Source organism: Micromonospora lupini, assembly GCF_026342015.1.
In the GTDB taxonomy this organism is placed as follows: domain Bacteria; phylum Actinomycetota; class Actinomycetes; order Mycobacteriales; family Micromonosporaceae; genus Micromonospora; species Micromonospora lupini_B.
Genome location: NZ_JAPENL010000003.1, coordinates 851,267 through 870,674, shown reverse-complemented (window position 1 = coordinate 870,674; position 19,408 = coordinate 851,267). Strand labels below are relative to the sequence as shown.

Below are 19,408 nucleotides of genomic sequence, written 5' to 3'. Positions count from 1 at the left end.
GGCTCCGCCGCGCTGCACTGCTCGCGCTCACCGGCCGGTCCGTTCGACGCGCGCCGAGCGGGCATCCTTGCGCACCTCGAAGCGGACCGGGATCCGCTCGGCCAGCGCCGAGACGTGGGTGACCACGCCGACCATCCGGTCACCCCGGGCCGCCAGGTTTTCCAGGGTCGCGGCCACCGTGTCCAGTGTGGCCGCGTCAAGCGTGCCGAAACCCTCGTCCAGGACTATCGACTCCAGACTCGCCGCGGTCGTCGACATGCCGGCGAGCTGCTCGGAGAGCGCCAGCGCGAGAGCCAGCGACGCCTGGAACGTCTCACCGCCGGAGAGCGTGCGCACACCCCGGCGCAGCCCGGCGTCGTGGTGGTCGACCACGAAGAACTCACCCTTGTCGTGCACCAGCTCGTACTGGCCCGAGGACAGCTCCCGCAGGATGCCCGACGCGCCCTCGACGAGCAGGTCCAACGCCTCGGCCAGCAGCCACCGCTCGAAGTTGTTGGCCCGCAGGTGCCCCGCGAGGGCCCGCGCCACCTGCGCCTCGCGCTCGTGCCCCGCCCGCTGCTCGCGTAACGTACCCGCCTGCTCGCGGCGCTCGGCCAGCCGGCGTCGGTCGGCCTCGGCCCGCTCCACGGCCACTGTCGCGGCGTGCACCGGGTCGTCGCCGACCGGCACGTCGGCGGCGGCGAAGATGTCCGCGATGGCCCGTTGCACCGCGTCGGCCGCCTCCTCCGCCTCGGCGACGACGCTCGCCCGGCCGGCCCGGTCGGCGCGGCGGCGCTCGGCCTCGGCCGTCGCCCAGTCGGTGAGCGCCGTCCACGAGGCCGCCACGTCGTCGCGGTCGGCCGCCGGCGGACCGAACCGCGCCAGCCCGTCGCGCGCGGTGTCGAAGCCCCGCCAGGCCGCCCGCAACCGCTCCTCGGCCGCGTCCACACCCGCGCGCGCCTGACGGGCGCTGTCCCGGCCGGCCCGCACGGCGGTCGCGGCCTCCTCCAGGGCGCGTCGCAGCCGGGCATGCTCGGCCAGCTCCCGACGCAGCACCGCCGGCTCGGCCGCGCCCGCGAGCTGCCCGCCCAGCTCGGCCAGCCGGGCGTCCACCTGCTCCTGCCGGGCGCGGGCCTGCACCAGCAGCCGCTCCAGGTCACGCGCCGCGGCATCCCGCTGCTGCACCGCCGCCTGCGCGGCCTTGGTGGCGGCCCTCGCCGCCTTGCCGGCGGCCGTCGCGGTGGCCACCGCCGAATCCGCAGGCACCGCAGGCACCTCGGCCACCGGGTGCTCGCACACCGGGCACGGCACGCCGGGGTGCAGGTGCACCCGCAGGCTGACCGCCAGGTCGGTGGCCTTCGCCTCCTCGTGCGCCCGGAAGGCCGCCTCCAACTCGGCGTCGGCCCGCTCGGCGTCCACCCGGGCGGCGGCCAACGCCGCCACCGCCGTCACGTGCTCCTCGTCCGCCGCGCGCACGGCCGCGCGGACCGTGTCCGCCTCGCCGGTCAGTCGATCCCTGTCGTCGTACGCCCGCAGCAGCAACCGCAGCGCGCTCTCGTCACCGGCGCCGGCCAGCTCACCGCGCAGCTTCTCCTCCCGCTCCTCGGCCAGCGACACAGTCGTGGCCGCGGCGTCGGCCTCGGCCCGCGCCGCCGTCACCGCGCGGGCCACCTCGGCCACCCCGCGCGGGGCACGCACCCCGGACAGCACGCCCAGCTCGTCGTCCAGGGCGGTCAGCGCAGCCGCCGCCTCCCGCGCGCGTGCCCGGGCCGCTGCCAGCTCCGGCACGGCCCCGGTCACCGCTTCGGCAAGCTCGGTCATCCGGCCCACCCGGGCGTCGGCCTCGGCCAACGCCTCGTCGTCCACCCCCGTCAGACCGGCGAGCACCTGGTCGACCGCGTCCAGCCGGGCCTCCGCCTGCGCGGCGCGCGCCGTCGCCTTCTTCTGCACGTCCTCGTAGACACCGAGGCCGAGCAGGTTGACCAGGATCTGCTGCCGGGTCGCCGGCTTGGCGTGCAGGAAGTCGGCGAACTGCCCCTGCGGCAGCACCACGCAGCTGGTGAACTGCTCGTACGGCAGCCCGACCGCCTCCAGCACCGCCTGTTCCATCTCGGCGGGCGTCCCGGCGATCACCTCGCCGAGGTCGTCCGGGCTCAACCCGGTGTCGAGCTTGGTCACGTCGAAGCCGGCAGGCATCACCTGCAGCCCGGCGTTCGCGGTCTTCACGTTGCCCCGGCCGTCGCGGCGCACCACCCGGGTCGCCACGTACCGGGCGCCGCCGGACTCGAAGACCAGCCGGACCCGGGCCTCGGTCGCCGACGGCGCGAGCGCGTTGGCAAGCCCCCGGGCGCCGCCCCAGCGGGGCACCGTGCCGTAGAGGGCGAAACAGATGGCGTCCAGCACGGTGGACTTGCCCGAGCCGGTGGGGCCGATCAGCGCGAAGAAGTCGGCGTCGGTGAAGTCGACTGTCGTCTCGTCCCGGAAGACCGTGAAACCGGCCATGTCCAACCGCATCGGCCGCATCAGTGCTCGACCTCCTCGAAGAGCTCGTCGAAGAGTTCCCGTACGCCCTCGTCGGCGTGGCCCCGGCTGTCCAGGTAGTCACCGAACAGCTCGCGGGGCGAACGCCCCGACCGCTGCGCGATGCGCGCGCCGCTGCCCGGCGCGGCGAGCAGCTCCGGGTCGATCCGGATCTCCAACGCCCGGGGGAGCAGCTCCTGGATCTCCTCGCGCAGGCCGGCGCGGGGCTGCTCCCGGACGAACACCCGCAGCCAGGCGTCCGGCGCCTCGATCTCGGCGAGCTGGGCCAGGGTGCCGCGCACCGTCCGCAGCGCGCTCGCGGCGGTCACCGGCACCTCCCGCACCCGGGCGGCCGTGCTCGCGGTCACCTCGACCACCGTCACCGAGGGCACGTTCTCCTGTTCGCCGAAGTCGACGGCGAGCGGACTGCCGCTGTAGCGCACCGGGCACGGGCCGTTCACCTGCTGCGCCCGGTGCAGGTGGCCCAGCGCGACGTAGTGGGCGTTCGCGGGGAAGACGGTGGCCGGCACGGCGTAGCCGAGCACCGTGTGTGCGTCCCGCTCACCGCCGCCGGCCGCCGCGCCGGTCACCGTCAGGTGCGCGGTGACCAGGTGCACCCGGTCCGGCTCGGCGAAGCCCTCGGTGAGGCGGCCCAGCACGCGGCCCAGGTGGTCGGCGTACGTCTGGTTGGCCTCCGCGGCGGTCAGCTCGTACATCTCCAGCGCGCGGATCGCGTACCGCTGGGACAGGAACGGCAGCGCGGCCAGCTGCCACCGCTCCCCGCCGGCCGTGACGCCGTCGATCACGTGCTCGGCCGGGTTTTCCCGGACGCCGCCGCGCAGCGTGATGCCGGCGGCCTCGGCCCACGGCCGCAGCGCGTCAAGCGCCGGGCCGTTGTCGTGGTTGCCGCCGATCGCGACCACGTCCGCGCCTGTGCGACGCAGCGCGGTCAACGCCCTGGTGACCAGCCGGGTCGCCTCCGAGGTCGGCGCGGCCGTGTCGTACAGGTCGCCGGCGACGATCACCAGATCCGGCTGTTCGGCACGGGCGATGTCGATCACGCCGGCCAGTACGGCCTTGTGCTCCTCGGCCCGGGACTGTCCCTTGAGCACCTTGCCCACGTGCCAGTCCGAGGTGTGCAGGATCTTCATGCTGTGCCGGCCCCCTAGAACGGGATGTCGTCGTCGGTGCCGCCGCCGGAGCCCACCACGGCGAACGGGTCGGCGGACTGGGTGATCGAGCGCAGCGTCTCCGAGGGGGCGCGACCCGCCTCGGAGACCCGGGTGGCCCACGCCGGGAACGGGAACTCCAGGCAGAGCGGCACCGGGATGTCCGGCTGGTTGACGAACATGGTGCCCGGCTTGGCGAGCAGCGCCCGCTGCCGCTGCGCCGGTGGCAGGAAACCGTACTCCGGGCGGGACGCCTCGGCCGGGTCGAGCCGACCGACCACCCGGATCGCCGAGTTGGTGACGATGCGCCGCTCCACCTCGCTCGCCGTCTGCTGGGCGCCGATCAGGATGACCCCGAGCGACCGCCCGCGCTCGGCGATGTCGAGCAGCACCTCCTTGATCGGGGAGGAGCCCTCCCGGGGCGCGTACTTGTTGAGCTCGTCGAGGACGACGAACAGCAGCGGCTTGGCCGTGCCGGACTTCTCCTTGCGCTCGAACTCGCTCTTGAGCGTCACGCCGACCACGAACCGTTGGGCCCGGTCCGGAAGGTTGTGCAGGTCGACCACAGTCACCTGGGCCGACTCGCTCGTGTTGATCGAGTGCGGGCGACGGGTCGCCAGGTCGCCACGGATCAGCCGGGCCAGGTCCTTCTTGCTGCCGATCAGCCGGCGGGCGAACGCGTTGACGGTGCCCAGGCCGACCGCGCTGCCCGCCCAGTCGGAGCGGGTCTCGTCGTCGTTGAGCGCATCGACGATGTGGTCGACCAGGTCGCCGTAGGAGCCCAGCCGGACCCCGTCGATGCTCACCCCGCCGTCGGCGGGCTGGGCGTGGCGGGCCAGGTGCGCGGTGACCGAGTGCACGACCATCGTGTACTGCTGGCGCTCGTCGTCGGCGTCGGCGAAGACGTACGGCAGCAGGCGGTCGGCGCAGAACTCGCTGAGCGTCCAGTAGAAGGCGTCCACGCCGGTGAGCCGGCTGCTCACGTCGGGCGTGCCGGCCGCGTCGCCGACCCGGGGCGGGGCGTACACCCGGACGTCGGGGAAGGCGCCGGCGCTCAGGCCCAGCTTCGCGTACGCCGCTCGGGTCGGCTCGTCGAGGCGCAGGTTGGGGTGGTCGAGGAACAGCAGGTCCTCGCCCTTGACGTTGAAGATCAGCGCCTTGGCGTTGACCGCGTCGCCGCCCAGGACGCCGGAGCGGAAGACCGAGTAGAGCAGGAACGTGGCGAAGCTCGTCTTGGTGGCCACACCGGAGATGCCGGAGATGGAGACGTGCGCGCCCCGGCTGCCGTCGAGGAAGTCGGCGTTCAGGTAGACCGGCACCCCGTCGCGGCCCATGCCCATCGGGATGCGCCGTTCCATCCGGTCGAAGTGCAGCGCGCGGGCCCGCGCGTCGCCCTCGGCCCGGTGCACCACCGCCCCCGGCGTCGGCGGCACGTAGAACTCCGGGTCGACACGTGTGGTGGTCACCTCGGCCGCCTCCTGCACCTGCGCGGGCAGCGTGCCGTCGGCGATGGCGAACACGTCGGAGTCGAACTGGGCGCCCTCGTGCCGGGCGCGGACCTGGGTGACCACCCCGGCGATCGTCACCGGCTCCCGGTCGGGCAGCTCGCGGCGGGTGACCACCACGTCGTCGAGCTGGAGATAGCTGCCGGGCGCCACGGCCGTCCAGAACTGCAACGGGGTGGCGTCGGCGGTGCCGAGCACGCGCCCGACCGGCTGGCCCGGGCCGTCCAGGCCGTCGTGGTCGACGTCGGTCATCGGGCGGGATGGGTCGGTCGGGCAACGCGGTCGGGGCACATGCCCTGCATCCTGCCCGAGGAGTACGACAGGTCGCCACGCGACGCGGCGGAGGACACGATGCCCGGTCACACTCGCGACGCTGGGTGTGCGACCGGGCGACGGTTCGTCACCCGCGGGCGTGGCGGAGCATGAGGACGCCGTCGTCGGCGGCGAGCACGTGCCGCAGTGGCAGGCGCCGGGGTGCGCTGGCGTCGCCGGCGGTGATCCGGCCCGCGCCGGAACCGGCGAGCAGCGGCGCGACGGTGAGGCACAGCTCGTCCACCAGGTCGGCGGCGGTGAGCGCGCCGAGCAGGTGCGGGCCGCCCTCGCAGAGCAGTTGGGTCAGCCCGCGCCCGTGCAGGTCGGCGAGGCCGGCGGCGAGGTCGACCCGGTCGGTTCCGCAGCGCAGCAGGTCGGCGACGTCGGTCAGGCCGGGCGGCGGGTCCGCGTCGGCGCGCGTGAGCACGATCGGCCGGACCGGGGCTTCGGCGAAGGCGGCCTGCGCCGGGTCCAGGTCGAGGGAGCCGGAGACGACAACAAGCGTCGGGTACGCGGCCAGCCCGTTCGCCCGACGCCATTCCCGCCGAGCCTCGTCGAGCCGGACCGCCCGGTACCCCTCGTGCCGGAGCGTGCCGGCGGCCACCACCAGGGCGTCGCAGAGCATCCGCAGCAGGCTGAAGACCCGCTTGTCCGGCTCGCCGGACAGGCCGGCGGAGTAGCCGTCCACACTTACCGCGCCGTCCAGGCTGGCGACGAAGTTGACCCGCAGCCGGGGCGTGTCGGCGCGGCGGTAGAGCGCGGTGAGCGTGGCGTCGTCGAGCGGCTGGGTGGACGGCTCGGGCCAGAGCCGCCGGATCGGGATTCCGACCGTCATTCGCCGGCCGGACCGGTGACCGGAGGGGTCGGTTCGGCGGTACGGTGCTGGCAGTCGCACCAGTTCCGGCCCGGGCAGTCGTCGTGCCGCCGGGCCCGGCACGCTCGGCAGATCATGCTCGCAGCCTAAGCCGCCGGAGGACAGGACAGCATGCCGCGTCAGATCTTCCAGTTGAAGATGTCCCTCGCCGGCGTACGTCCGCAGGTGTGGCGCCGGGTGCTCGTCCCGGCCGGCTACACGCTGGACCGGCTGCACCGGGTCGCCCAGCACGCGATGGGCTGGCGGGACTGCCACCTGCACTCGTTCGAGATCGAAGCGGTGGCGTACGGCGAGCCGGACCCGGACGGCGGCCTGGCGCTGCACGACGAGCTGGACGTCCGGCTGGACGCGGTGCTCGGCAAGGGCGGCAGGTTCTCCTACACGTACGACTTCGGTGACTGGTGGGAGCACGACCTGGTCGTCGAGGACGCGCTGACCGCCGACCACGACGAGCGGTACCCGATCTGCCTGGACGGCCGGCGGGCCTGCCCTCCGGAGGGCATCGGTGGGCCGCCCGGCTACCAGGCGCTGCTCGCGGCGCTTGCCGATCCGACCGATCCGGAGCGGGCCGTGCTGCGGGGCTGGGTCGGCGACGGCTTCGACCCGACGTTCTTCGATTCCGCAGTCGCCACCACCCTGCTGCGCCGCTTCTGCTGAGCCGGCCTGGGCGTACGGGCCGACGCCGTCACCCCAGGTGCCGGTCCGAAACAGGGCGGTAACGATCTGGGAACGCTCCCAATGGTCTATTGACACCCTGGTAGCGCCCCGGCAATCTCATGGGAGCGCTCCCGGGGGAGTGGCCGAAGTCTCCTTCACAGTTCTCCCCAGATCGCCCACGACCACCGGTCCGGCGACGGCAGGGGCGCTGCAGCACCCCCCACCACGCACGACACACCAAGCCTCACCACTTGAGAGGGGTCAGGATGAGCGTCACCTCACGTCGTCGCTTTGCGGCGATCGCGCTCGCGTCCGTCGCCGTACTCGCCTCGGCGACCGCCTGCGGCGGCGACGACTCGTCGTCCGACAAGGACGGCGGCAAGGTCACTCTGGTCGTCGACGTCTTCGGCGACCAGGGCTTCGGATACGAAGATCTTTACAAGCAGTACCAGACTGAGCACCCGAACGTCACCATCCAGGAGCGCGGCAAGGGCCTCGGCCTGGGTGACTACAACACCCGGCTGACGCAGCAGATCACCGCCGGCGCGGGCGCCGGCGACGTCGTCGCCCTCGAAGAGGGCACGATCGTGCAGTTCTTCGCGCAGGCCGACAAGTTCGTCAACCTGGCCGACCACGGCGCCAACGACCTCAAGGGCAACTTCCTGCCCTGGAAGTGGGAAGGTGGCGTCACCCCGGACGGCAAGGTGCTCGGTCTCGGCACCGACGTCGGCGGCATGGCCGTCTGCTACCGCAGCGACCTCTTCAAGTCGGCCGGCCTGCCGACCGACCGCGAGCAGGTCGGCGCCCTCTGGCCGACGTGGGACGCCTTCATCGAGCAGGGCAAGAAGTTCGCCGCCGCCGACAAGAAGCACAAGTTCGTCGACTCGGCCACCAACTTCTACAACATCGTGCTGATGCAGACGGCGGGCGCCGGCAGCGGCTACACGTACTTCGACAAGAGCAACAAGCTCGCCGTCGGCGAGAACCCGGACGTGCAGTCCGCGTTCCAGCAGACCACCAAGATGATCAGCGCGGGTCTGTCGAACAACCTGCGCAGCTTCTCCAACGAGTGGAACGCCGGCTTCAAGAACGGCAGCTTCGCCACCATCGGCTGCCCGGCGTGGATGACCGGTGTCATCAAGGGGCAGGCCGGTGACGCGGCGGCCGGCAAGTGGGACGTCGCCAAGGCGCCGGGCGGCGCCGGCAACTGGGGCGGTTCCTGGCTGGCCGTGCCGAAGGCCAGCAAGCACCAGAAGGAAGCCGCCGAGCTGGCCAAGTTCCTGACCAGCGCCAAGGGCCAGACCGAGGCGTTCAAGAAGGTCGGGAACCTGCCCTCGTCGCCGCAGGCCCTCAACGACCCGGCCGTGCTCGCCGCCACCAACGAGTACTTCAGCGGCGCGCCGATCGGCAAGATCTTCGCCGCTGGCGCGACCGAGCTGAAGCCGGTCTACCTCGGCCCGAAGAACCAGGCGGTCCGGGACGCGGTCGAGAACGCGCTGCGCAGCATCGAGCAGGGCAAGGCCGCCGACGCCGCTTGGCAGGACGCGGTGAAGAACGGCCAGGCCGCAGGCAAGTAACGGCTGTGACGCGCTCACGGGTGGTGCCGGACTCCGGCACCACCCGTGAACCCGCGTCGGAACGCCCTGCCGCGGCGCCCACAACGGCGTCGCCGAGTGTGAAGGACCGCTCATGAGCTCCCTGAAGACCCCCGCGCCACCGGGTGCGTCGGACCGCCGGTCGCGTCCCGCTCCGCGGCACTCACCGGCGCGCCGCCGGCAGCTGAACCGGCTGGACCTGCGCTTCACCCCGTACGTCTTCGTCCTGCCGTTCTTCGTGCTCTTCGCGATCTTCGGCGTCTACCCGATCGTCTACACGTTCTGGATCGCGATGACCGACAGGTCACCGATGAACGCGACGATCAGCTTCGTCGGTCTGGACAACTTCGTCGAGTTGTTCACGAACGATCCGCAGTTCTGGAACGCGGTGGTGAACACCTTCGGGATGTTCGCGCTCTCCACCATCCCGCAGCTGATCATCGCTCTGCTGCTGGCCAACGCCCTGAACCGGCGCATCCGCGGTCAGATGTTCTTCCGGCTGGCCATCGCGATGCCCATCATCACCTCGACCGCGGTGGTGGCGCTCATCTTCTCGATGATCTACGCCCGCGAGTTCGGCCTGATGAACTGGCTGCTCGACCTGGTCGGCGTCGGCCCGATCGACTGGCGGGCCAACCGCTTCGCCTCCTGGTTCGCCATCGCGACGATGGTCGACTGGCGGTGGGTGGGTTACAACGCCCTGATCTACCTCGCGGCCATGCAGTCGATCAACAAGGACGTGTACGAGGCCGCCGCCCTGGACGGCGCCTCCCAGCGCCGGCAGTTCTGGTCGATCACCATCCCCCAGCTGCGTCCCACAATCATCTTCACGCTGATCATCTCGACCATCGGCGGTCTGCAGCTCTTCACCGAGCCGCTCATGTTCACAAGCGGCTCGGGCGCACTCTCCGGTGGCACGGAGGGGCAGTTCCAGACGATCACGATGTACCTGCTGGACGTGATGAACCAGCGGTTCCGGTGGGGATACGCGGGCGCCGTCGCGCTGGTGCTCTTCCTGCTGATCGCGTCCGTCTCGTTTATCAACTACCTGCTGGCCCGCCGAATCAGCTCCGACAAGTGAGGGTGGCCCACCCATGACCAGTACCACTCTGCGACCGCCGGCGGTCCAGCCGCCGGCCAGTCGCCCCGGCATTCGCCACCGGGCGGAGAAGCTCTGGACGGCCAGTCCGCTGACCTGGTTCGGCCTCGTCCTGGGCGTGATCCTGTCGCTCTTCCCGTTCTACTGGATGATCGTCATCGCCTCGCGGACCAGCGACGCCGCGAACTCCTGGCCGCCGCCCTTCCTGCCGGGCGGCAAGCTGGGCGAGAACATCCAGCGGGTGCTCGACAACGGCGACGCGAACATCGTCAAGGGCCTGCTGAACTCGTTCCTGGTCTCGGGCACGATCACGGTGGCTACCGTGTTCTTCGGCTCGCTCGCCGGGTTCGCGTTCGCGAAACTGCGTTTCCGCGGCAAGAACGCGCTGTTGCTGATCATCCTGGCCTCGATGATGATTCCCATTCAGCTCGGCGTGCTGCCGCTGTACATCCTGATGGCGAAGCTGGAATGGCTGAACACCATGCCGTCGGTGACCGTGCCGTTCCTGATCGGCGGGTTCGGCATCTTCATGATGCGGCAGTACGCCGAACAGGCCGTGCCCAACGAGCTCATCGAGGCGGCCCGCGTCGACGGCTGCTCCACCTGGCGCGTCTACTGGCACGTGGTCGTGCCGGCGCTGCGACCCGCGGCGGCCGTGCTCGGGCTGCTCACCTTCATGGAGCAGTGGAACCAGTTCTTCTGGCCATTCGTGGTGCTCGCCGACCCGGCCAATCCGACCGTGCAGATCTCACTGCGCAGTCTGAACACCGCGTACTTCGCGGACAATTCTCAGATCTTCGCGGGTACGCTCATCGCGACCCTTCCGTTGTTCATCGTGTTCGTTCTGTTCGGCCGCCAGATCATTGGCGGGATCATGGAAGGTGCCGTCAAGTCGTGAGCAACCCCGCCAGCCCACCCGCCGTCGACGTCCTCGACGAGCGCCCCGGGCTGACCTTCCCACCCGCCTTCCTGTGGGGCGCCGCGACCGCGGCCTACCAGATCGAGGGGGGCGCGGCCGAGGGCGGTCGCACCCCGTCGATCTGGGACACCTTCAGCCACACCGAGGGCCGGGTGGTCAACGGACACACCGGTGACGTGGCCTGCGACCACTACCACCGGCTCCGTGACGACGTCGCGTTGATGGCCGAGCTGGGCCTGAAGTCGTACCGTTTCTCGGTGTCCTGGCCCCGGGTGCAGCCCGGCGGCTCGGGCGCGGCCAACCCGCAGGGTCTGGACTTCTACAGTCGGCTGGTCGACGAGCTGCTGGCCCACGACATCGAGCCGTGGCTCACCCTCTACCACTGGGACCTCCCGCAGGAGCTGGAGGACGCCGGCGGTTGGCCGTCGCGGGACACCGCGACGCGCTTCGCCGACTACACCACGCTCGTCGCCGACGCGCTCGGCGACCGGGTCCGCTACTGGACGACGCTGAACGAGCCCTGGTGCTCGGCGTTCCTCGGGTACGGGTCCGGCGTGCACGCCCCGGGCCGGTCGAACGGAGCGGACGCGGTCCGCGCCGGACACCACCTGATGCTCGGGCACGGCCTCGCCGTGCAGGCGTTGCGGGCCGCCCGACCCACCGCCGAGGTGGGCGTGACGGTCAACCTGTACCCGGTCGACCCGGCCAGCGACGCTCCCGCCGACATCGACGCCGCCCGGCGGATCGACGGGCTGGCCAACCGCTTCTTCCTCGACCCGCTGCTGCGTGGGTCGTACCCGGCGGACCTGGTGGCCGACCTGCGCACGGTGACCGACTTCGACCACGTACGCGACGGCGATCTGGCGACCATCGCCACGCCGCTGGACCTGGTCGGGATCAACTACTACAGCCGGCACGTGGTCGCCGCGCCGGTCGAGGGCGCCGAGCCCGAGCCGGACTGGCGGGAGCCGTCCTGCTGGCCGGGCAGCGAGGACGTCCGCTTCGTCAGCCGGGGCTTCCCGGTCACCGACATGGACTGGGAGATCGACGCCCCGGGCCTGGTCGAGACGCTGCGGCGGGTGCACGAGGAGTACACCGACCTGCCCCTGTACGTCACCGAGAACGGCTCCGCGTTCGTCGACACGGTCGTCGACGGGCAGGTCGACGACGCCGACCGGCTGGCCTACTTCGACGCCCACCTGCGCGCCTGCCACGAGGCGATCAACGCGGGCGTGCCCCTGCGGGGATACTTCGCCTGGTCACTGATGGATAATTTCGAGTGGGCCTGGGGTTACACCAAGCGCTTCGGCATGATCCACGTCGACTACGACAGCCAGCTTCGCATCCCCAAGTCCAGCGCCAGGTGGTACGCCTCGGTGATCCGACGCAACGGTCTGGCCGCACAATAGGCTCGGGCCAGCCATCAGGGCGGTCCTGGTGTCCACCTTCCTCAGGTGGCGCCAGGCCCGCCCGCCGTCGGAGGAGCAGACGATGACAACGCAGCGCACCCGGTCGCTCGGGCGCCCGACCCTCGACGCGGTCGCGGCGCGCGCCGGCGTGGGTCGAGGCACGGTCTCCCGCGTGGTCAACGGCTCGCCCCAGGTCAGCCCGGAGGCCCGGGCCGCGGTCCAGCAGGCCATCGCCGAGCTGGGGTACGTGCCGAACCGCGCCGCCCGTGCGCTCGTCACCCAGCGGACCGACTCCGTCGCCCTGGTGGTTTCCGAATCCGGTGAACGGGTCTTCACCGAGCCGTTCTTCGCCGCGATCGTGCGGGGGATCAGCTCCGGTCTGCTGGAGACGCCCATGCAGCTCTGGCTGGCGATGGCCCAGTCGCCTGTCGAGCGGGAGCGCGTCGAGCACCACCTCACCAACCAGCACGTCGACGGCGTACTCCTGCTGTCGTTGCACGACTCCGATCCGCTGCCCACCCTGCTGGAGGAGCGCGGTCTGCCCGCGGTGCTCGGCGGCCGGCCGGCCCGGATGCTGCAACCCGGTGCCCAGCCGGCCTGGTTCGTCGACGTGGACAACGTTGGCGGCGCCCGGCAGGCGGTGGAGTACCTGACCGGCCAGGGGCGGCGGCGGATCGCCACCATCGCCGGCCCGCAGGACATGGGCGCGGGCCTGGCCCGACTGGCCGGCTACACCGAGGCCGTCAAGGCCACCGGCGCGGGCGTCAACCCGGACCTGATCGCGTACGGGGACTTCAGCGAGGGCAGCGGGGCGACCGCCATGCGCCGACTGCTGGAGGCATGCCCGGACCTGGACGCCGTCTTCGTCGCGTCCGACCTGATGGCGTTCGGTGCGCTGCGGACCCTGCGCGACGCCGGCCGGCGTGTCCCCGAGGACGTCGCCGTGATCGGCTTCGACGACGCGCCTGTCGCCCGGCAGGCGGATCCGCCGCTGACCACCGTGTTCCAGCCGGTGGAGGAGATGGGCCGGCAGATGGCCCGACTGCTTGTCGCCCGCATCCGCGGTGACGACCTCCCCGCCCCGCACATCCTCCTGGACACCCAACTGGTCCACCGCGCCTCCGCCTAGGGCCCGTGTCAAAGTCCTCGGTCGAGCCGAGGCGGGGTTCAGGCCCAGCGGCGGAGTTCGCGTTTGGCGAGGGAGTTGCGGTGCACCTCGTCGGGGCCGTCGGCGAGGCGCAGGGTGCGGGTCTGCGCCCACAGGGCGGCCAGTGGGGTGTCCTGGCTGACGCCGGCGCCGCCGTACCCCTGGATGGCCTTGTCGATCACCCACTCCGTCATCGCCGGCGTGCCGATCTTGATGGCCTGGATCTCGGTGTGCGCGCCCTTGTTGCCGACGGTGTCCATCAGCCAGGCCGTCTTGAGCACCAGCAGGCGGGCCTGCTCGATGCGCACCCGCGACTCGGCGATCCACTCCCGGACGACGCCCTGCTCGGCGAGGGGCCGGCCGAACGCGACACGCTCCAGCGCCCGCTTGCAGAGCAGCTCCAAGGCCCGCTCAGCCATTCCGACAAGTCGCATGCAGTGGTGGATCCGGCCGGGGCCCAGCCGCGCCTGGGCGATGGCGAAGCCGGTGCCCTCGGCGCCGATCAGGTTCTCCGCCGGAACCCGGACGTCAGTGAAGTCGATCTCGGCGTGCCCACCGTGTGAGCCGTCGGTGTAGCCGAAGACGGTCATGCCCCGGCGGACGTGCACCCCTGGGGTGTCCCGGGGGACCAGCACCATGCTCTGCTGGCGGTGCCTGTCGGCGTCCGGGTCGGTCTTGCCCATCACGATGAAGATCTCGCAGCGCGGGTCCATCGCGCCGGACGACCACCACTTGCGGCCGTTGATGACGTACTCGTCGCCGTCGCGGACGATCCGGGTGGCGATGTTCGTGGCGTCGGAGGACGCCACGTCCGGCTCGGTCATGCAGAACGCGGAGCGGATCTCGCCCTCCAGCAGCGGCATCAGCCAGCGCTGCTGCTGCGCCGGGGAGCCGAACTCGGCAAGCAGCTCCATGTTGCCGGTGTCCGGCGCCGCGCAGTTGACCGCCTCGGGCGCCAGGTGCGGGCTGCGCCCGGTCAGCTCGGCGAGCGGCGCGTACTGGAGGTTGGTCAGGCCGGCGCCGTAGCGCGGGTCGGGCAGGAACAGGTTCCACAGGCCGCGCTTGCGGGCCTCGGCCTTCAGCTCGGCCAGCACGGGGGTACGCGACCACGGGTCACCCGCGGTGACCTGCTCGGCGTGCACCGCCTCGGCCGGGTAGACGTGGTCGGTCAGGAACCGGGTCAGCTCGTCGCGCAGCTCCTCGGTCCGGGCGTCGTACGAGAAGTCCATCACCGCTCCCTGGCGGCGGTCAGCCCGTGCGCGACCAGCGGTGCCACCATCTCGCCGATCCGGTCGAAGCCCTCGCCGAGCGTCTGCCCGAGCGTGTGGCGGTAGTGGATGCCCTCGCAGATCACCGCGAGCTTGAAACAGCCGAGCGCCACGTGCCAGTGCAGCGGCCCGACGTCCACGTCGCTGCGCCCGGCGTACCGCTCGATCAGCTCGGCGCCGGTGGGGAAGCCGGCGCGCGGTCCGAGCCCGTCGGCGACCGGGTTGCCCTCGGCCGAGTCGCTGCCGCCGAGGACATCCCAGTACGTCAGGAGCAGCCCCAGGTCGGCGAGAGGGTCGCCGAGGGTGGCCATCTCCCAGTCGAGGACGGCGTGCACGGCCACCGGGTCGGCCGAGGCGAGAAGATTGTCCAGCCGGTAGTCGCCGTGCACGATCCGGCCGGCGTTCGCGCCCTCCGGGGCGGTCGCGGCCAGCAGGTCACGCAGCTCGTCGATCCCGGGCAGGTCGCGGCTGCGCGAGCGGTCGAGTTGCCCGGCCCAGCGGCGGACCTGCCGGGCCAGGTATCCCTCGGGGCGGCCGAAGTCGCCGAGCCCGACGTCCGCCGGGTCGACTGTGTGCAGCGCGGCGAGCGTGTCCATCATCGCCATGGCGAGCGCCAGTCGTCGCTCGTCGCCGAGCGGGTCGGTCTGCGCACGGGTGCGGAACACCTCGCCGGGCATCCGCTCCATCAGGTAGAACGGCGCACCGATCACCCCGGGGTCGGTGCAGAGCAGCAGCGCGCCCGGCACCGGCACCTCGGTCGGGGCCAGCGCCGAGATGACCCGGAACTCGCGGGCCATGTCGTGTGCGGTCGCCAGCACGTGCCCCAGCGGCGGCCGGCGCAGCACGACCTCCCGGTCGCCGAGCCGCAGCAGGTAGGTGAGGTTGGACTTGCCGCCCGCGATCAGGTGGGCCCGCACCGGCCCCACGGCCAGCTCGGGCCGGTGCCGCGCCAGATGGCCGGCGAGCCGATCGAGGTCGAGCCCGGCGGGGGAGGCCGGAACCGCGCCCGGCCGGAGCGCGCTGACGGCCGGATCGGTCATCCGACTAGTTGATGGCAGCTTGCTCACGTTGTCAAGGTCAGATTTTCCCCTCGGGACATGCCTCGGCAACAGGGACGAAATGGTCAACAGGCAGGCTGTGACGCAGCCTGCCGGTCGCTTGTCGCCGGCCCGCCGAGCGGAGGGACAGACATGTTGCTGCGAGTTCGGGTCACCCTGCCGGACCGTCCGGGCACCCTCGGCCAGGTCGCCCGCACGCTGGGTGTCTCCGGCGCGGACATCGTCCAGGTCGTGGTCCTCGAGCGTCTCGGCGGGCGCGCGGTGGACGACTTCACTGTGGTGTGGCCCGGCGCGGCTCGGGTCGAGCGGCTGCTGGCGGGCCTCGCGGCGATTCCGGGCGTCCGGGTGGACGGTGTGTGGCGGGCGATCGGCGCGCCCACCACCACCGGCCAGGACGCGGAGCTGCTGGCGCAGGTCGCGGCCAACCCGGCCGACGGGCTGGCGACCCTTGTCGACGCCGTGCCGGGGCTGCTGGCGGCCGACTGGGCGGTCGCCGCGGTGGTCCCGGTGGACTGGGCGTCACGCACCGGGGGCGGTGGCGCCACGGTGGGCCACGCGAGCTGGCGTGCTCCCGTACCGCTGCGGTTGCCCGAGGTGACCCCGTTGCGCGGCCGGTCGATGACCACGCCCGACGGCACCCACCACGCGATCGCCCCGTTCGGCCGGGCCGGCCTGGTGTTGGTGGTGGCCCGCGAGCACAACGAGACCCTCTGCGCCGCGAATTTCCACAGCACCGAGGTCGACCGGCTCACCCAGCTCGTCCGGGCCAGCGCGGTGATCCTCGGCGACCGGCTCGACCTGGTCGGCACGCCGCCTGTCGTCGCCGGCCCCTGAGCACGTAGCGGCCCGAGGAGTTCCCGGGCCGACACCGCCGGGCAACCGGGCGGCAACAGCCGGGGGCGAGGCTCTGAGGTGGGGAAGGGAGCCAACCATGACATTGTGGCGGATTCGGGCCACCGTGGACGACCGGCCGGGTTACCTGTCGGTTCTCACGGCGAGCCTCGCGCTGCGTGGGGTCAACATCCTCACCGTGCAGGTGCAGCCCACCGAGCAGGGCGCGGTGGACGATTTCCTTGTCGACGCGCCGGACGCGCTCGACGCGGCCGAGTTGATCGCGGCCGTCGAGCGGGGTCGTGGCCGGGACTGCTGGGTGGCGCGCAGCGAGGCGCGCGGCCTGGCCGACCAGCCGACCCGGGTCCTCGGGCTGGCCAACCGGCTGGTGCGTGACCCGGACGCGGCGGGTGCGGCGCTGCGGACCCTGCTGGGCGCCGACTCGGTCAGCTGGCGGCCGGCGTCGACAGGCGACGAGCGGGGCATCACCGGCACCACGATGCTGCTTGCCGACCCGGCGGGCGGCTCGTTCGCGCTGCGCCGGGCCGCGCCCGCCTTCACCCCCGCGGAGTACGCCCGGGCGCAGGCCCTGGTCGAGCTGGCCGCGACCGTGGTGCGTCGGGCCGCCGAGCAGATCACACTTGTGCTGCCCGACGGTGCCGAGGTGGCAGTGCGGCCGGCAGGCGCGGACGACCTGTCCGCCGCGGTGGAGCTGCACGAGGCGTGCTCGCCGCGCAGCCGGCAACGGCGTTACCTGGGCGGGGCGGCCCTGCCGCGGCCGGCCCGGCTGCGCCGGCTGCTGGAGCCGAGCCGAGGGCTCACCCTGGTCGCCACGACCACTGACGGGGGCGGCGGGCTGGTCGCGATGGCGAACCTGGCCGGCGAGGGCGACGAGGCCGAGGTGGCGCTGCTGGTGCGCGACGACTGGCAGCGCCGCGGCCTGGGCTCCGCGCTGCTGCGCCGGCTGGTCCGGCACGCCGACGAGGCCGGGTACGCGGCGCTGGTGCTGCACGTGCAGACGGACAACGCGCCGATGCTGCGAACACTGCGCCGGCTGAACCGGTCCAGCTCAGCGGAGCGCGACGGCGGGCTGCTCACCCTCACCGTCCCGCTCGCCGCAGGTCGCACGGGCGCATCCCTGACGCCGGGCGCGTAGGCAGGACCCTGGTCACCGCTGTGCGGGAAGGGGCCCTCGCCTCGCGCGAGGCGTCGACGAGGGCCCTTCCGGCACGGCGCTCAGGTGGCGGGGTAGCTGGTGTAGTCGGGGAAGGTGCCGTAGAGCCTGCCGTCGCCACCCACGGTGACCGCCTGCACCAGCAGGTCGCCGCCGACGAACGCTCCCTTCCAGGACGCGCCCCGGCCCCCGAACGGCTCGTCCCGGTCGCCGCGTGAGCGCGGCCTGTTGATGCCCACCTTGAACGCCTGGAGATCCACCGCGAGCTTGCCGGCCTCGTCGGTGTCGTCGCAGGCGAGCGACGCGACGAGCGCGCCGTTGGAGGCGTTCATCGCTGCCAGCAGCTCGTCGGTGGTGTCCACCACGACTATCGTGTCGACCGGGCCGAACGGCTCGGCGTGCATCAGCCGGGACCGCCCGGGTGGGGCGAGCAGCACCGACGGCGCCACGTACGCCGAGGTGTCCTGCCCGGGCAGGAACGGCGCTCCGGTCAGCTTGCCCCGGTGCAGCGGCACCGCGCCGCCGCGTACCGCCTCGTCGACCTTGCGGCGCAGCTCGTCGGCCTTGGCGGCGCTGATCAGCGGCCCGAAGTCCAGCTCGGGCAGCGGGTCACCGGCCGTCCAGTCGTCCCCGACCGCGAGGGGGTGACCGAACCGGACCGAGCGTACGACCGGCAGGTACATGTCGAGGAACTCGTCGACCAGGTCGCGCTGCACCACGAACCGGGGGTACGCGGTGCAGCGCTGCTTGCCGTACTCGAAGCCCTTCTTGAGGTGCGCGGCGAGCAGGTCCCACTTGGAGAAGTTCCAGATCCCCCAGGCGTTGAGACCCTCCTGCTCGATGAAGTGCCGCTTGTCGCTGTCGAGCAGCGCGGCGGCCACCTTGCCGCCGTTGGAACGGCCGCCGACGAACGCCACCGCCCCGATTTCGGGCGCCCGGACGAGCACCTCGGACAGCTCCTCGCCGCCGCCGGACACGAGGGTGGCGGGCAGGCCGGCGCGGCGCAGCAGCGCGTGCGCGACGGTCAGGCAGACGGCGCCGCCCTGGGACGGAGTCTTGGCGATGACTGCGTTGCCGGCCAGCAGTTGGACCAGTTCGGCGTGCACGAGGACGCTCATCGGGTAGTTCCACGAAGCGATGTTGCTGACCGGACCGGCCAGGGGCTCGCGGCCGTCGGCGAGCATCCGGTCGATCTCGCCCGCGTACCAGCGGACGCCGTCGAGCGCCCGGTCCACGTCTGCGCAGGCCAGCCGCCACGGCTTGCCGATCTCCCAGACGAGCAGCAGCGCGAGCAGGTCACGGTGGGCGGTGAGGGCGTCCAGGGCGTCGGAGACCCGGGCCTTGCGGTCGGCCAGCGGGGTGCGCGCCCAGGCCCGGTGCGCGGCGGCCGCATGCGCGACCGCGGCGCGGGCGGTGTCGGCGTCGAGCCGGGACAGGTTGACGACGACGCTGTTGTCGACGGGGGTGCGGGCCGGCGTCGGCTGGCCGACGGCTCTCCACTCACCCTCGACCAGGTTGTGCAGCGTGACGACGCCGTCCACCTCGGCGCCGAACGCCTCAGGTGTGGCGGCGACTGCCCGGGCGAGGACGTCGGACCAGGCGGTGCCGTCGGCGAGTCGTAGTGCCATCGCGTTCTCCTCAGGGTTGACCGGGGGAGCGGCGGCGTCGACGGCACCGCTGAAGAGCCGTACTGTCTCGCGCGCGGTAGTCGGTCAGCAACAGTACGTTCGTCTGGCTGGTCGCCGAAGCGCCCGAACGGCGCGAGGATCTTTCCTGGAGCGCGTGCCGTGAACTGCTGAGACACCGAAAATAGATCGAAGTACATCGATGATGTGAGATGGTCCGCAGTGGTTACCCGCGAGTACACAAACGACCTCGCGCGCGCCGGCTCG

The 19,408-nt window shown here is 72.2% G+C and carries 15 protein-coding genes; 8 read left to right on the top strand and 7 right to left on the bottom strand.

The features are described from left to right. Positions 1-27 precede the first annotated feature (27 nt). From OOJ91_RS31990 to OOJ91_RS31975, 4 genes are all read right to left on the bottom strand, one after another. Positions 28-2,502, bottom strand: a complete 2,475-nt coding sequence (locus tag OOJ91_RS31990; RefSeq protein ID WP_266250957.1) for an AAA family ATPase — start codon at positions 2,500-2,502, stop codon at positions 28-30. After that, positions 2,502-3,650: an exonuclease SbcCD subunit D gene (locus OOJ91_RS31985; RefSeq protein ID WP_266250955.1), complete on the bottom strand. Its 1,149-nt coding sequence runs from the start codon at positions 3,648-3,650 to the stop codon at positions 2,502-2,504. The genes OOJ91_RS31990 and OOJ91_RS31985 overlap by 1 nt, the downstream gene beginning before the upstream one ends. A gap of 14 nt (positions 3,651-3,664) precedes the next feature. Then, positions 3,665-5,425 (bottom strand): ATP-binding protein, encoded by a 1,761-nt coding sequence (locus OOJ91_RS31980; protein WP_007457045.1) that lies wholly within the window; start codon positions 5,423-5,425, stop codon positions 3,665-3,667. 148 nt (positions 5,426-5,573) lie between these two features. Then, on the bottom strand, positions 5,574-6,320 hold the full coding sequence (locus OOJ91_RS31975) for a pyrimidine reductase family protein (RefSeq protein ID WP_266250953.1): 747 nt from the start codon (positions 6,318-6,320) through the stop codon (positions 5,574-5,576). Positions 6,321-6,470: 150 nt separating this feature from the next. On the opposite strand from OOJ91_RS31975, the gene OOJ91_RS31970 reads away from it, so the two are divergent. The 6 genes from OOJ91_RS31970 (at position 6,471) to OOJ91_RS31945 (ending at position 13,167) form a co-directional block, all read left to right on the top strand. After that, complete coding sequence (locus OOJ91_RS31970; protein ID WP_266250951.1) at positions 6,471-7,016, top strand: plasmid pRiA4b ORF-3 family protein; 546 nt, start codon at positions 6,471-6,473, stop codon at positions 7,014-7,016. Between the two features lie 266 nt (positions 7,017-7,282). After that, a complete protein-coding gene (locus OOJ91_RS31965) occupies positions 7,283-8,593 on the top strand; it encodes an ABC transporter substrate-binding protein (protein WP_266250949.1) in 1,311 nt (436 codons plus the stop codon). A gap of 112 nt (positions 8,594-8,705) precedes the next feature. Then, positions 8,706-9,692: a carbohydrate ABC transporter permease gene (locus OOJ91_RS31960; protein WP_266250947.1), complete on the top strand. Its 987-nt coding sequence runs from the start codon at positions 8,706-8,708 to the stop codon at positions 9,690-9,692. Positions 9,693-9,705: 13 nt separating this feature from the next. Next, positions 9,706-10,608, top strand: coding sequence for a carbohydrate ABC transporter permease (locus OOJ91_RS31955; protein WP_435818544.1), 903 nt, complete (start codon positions 9,706-9,708; stop codon positions 10,606-10,608). Further along, a complete protein-coding gene (locus OOJ91_RS31950; protein WP_266250945.1) occupies positions 10,605-12,038 on the top strand; it encodes a GH1 family beta-glucosidase in 1,434 nt (477 codons plus the stop codon). The genes OOJ91_RS31955 and OOJ91_RS31950 overlap by 4 nt, the downstream gene beginning before the upstream one ends. Before the next feature lie 82 nt (positions 12,039-12,120). Beyond that, the gene (locus OOJ91_RS31945) at positions 12,121-13,167 is read left to right on the top strand and encodes a LacI family DNA-binding transcriptional regulator (protein ID WP_266250943.1); all 1,047 of its coding nucleotides are present in this window, start codon (positions 12,121-12,123) and stop codon (positions 13,165-13,167) included. Positions 13,168-13,205: 38 nt separating this feature from the next. Here OOJ91_RS31945 and OOJ91_RS31940 read toward each other — a convergent pair whose 3' ends face one another. Together OOJ91_RS31940 and OOJ91_RS31935 are read right to left on the bottom strand one after the other, a co-directional pair. After that, positions 13,206-14,414 (bottom strand): acyl-CoA dehydrogenase family protein, encoded by a 1,209-nt coding sequence (locus tag OOJ91_RS31940; protein ID WP_266250940.1) that lies wholly within the window; start codon positions 14,412-14,414, stop codon positions 13,206-13,208. Further along, positions 14,414-15,493 carry a phosphotransferase family protein gene (locus tag OOJ91_RS31935; RefSeq protein WP_266250939.1) on the bottom strand — a complete coding sequence of 360 codons (1,080 nt, stop codon included), beginning with the start codon at positions 15,491-15,493 and terminating at the stop codon, positions 14,414-14,416. The genes OOJ91_RS31940 and OOJ91_RS31935 overlap by 1 nt, the downstream gene beginning before the upstream one ends. Before the next feature lie 150 nt (positions 15,494-15,643). On the opposite strand from OOJ91_RS31935, the gene OOJ91_RS31930 reads away from it, so the two are divergent. Both OOJ91_RS31930 and OOJ91_RS31925 read left to right on the top strand, forming a co-directional pair. Next, positions 15,644-16,345, top strand: a complete 702-nt coding sequence (locus tag OOJ91_RS31930; RefSeq protein ID WP_266250937.1) for an amino acid-binding protein — start codon at positions 15,644-15,646, stop codon at positions 16,343-16,345. A 97-nt stretch (positions 16,346-16,442) separates the two neighbouring features. Beyond that, complete coding sequence (locus OOJ91_RS31925; protein ID WP_266250935.1) at positions 16,443-17,498, top strand: GNAT family N-acetyltransferase; 1,056 nt, start codon at positions 16,443-16,445, stop codon at positions 17,496-17,498. 80 nt (positions 17,499-17,578) lie between these two features. Here the strand turns inward: OOJ91_RS31925 and OOJ91_RS31920 are convergent, their stop codons facing one another. Further along, complete coding sequence (locus OOJ91_RS31920; RefSeq protein ID WP_266250933.1) at positions 17,579-19,144, bottom strand: aldehyde dehydrogenase family protein; 1,566 nt, start codon at positions 19,142-19,144, stop codon at positions 17,579-17,581. Positions 19,145-19,408: the final 264 nt, after the last annotated feature.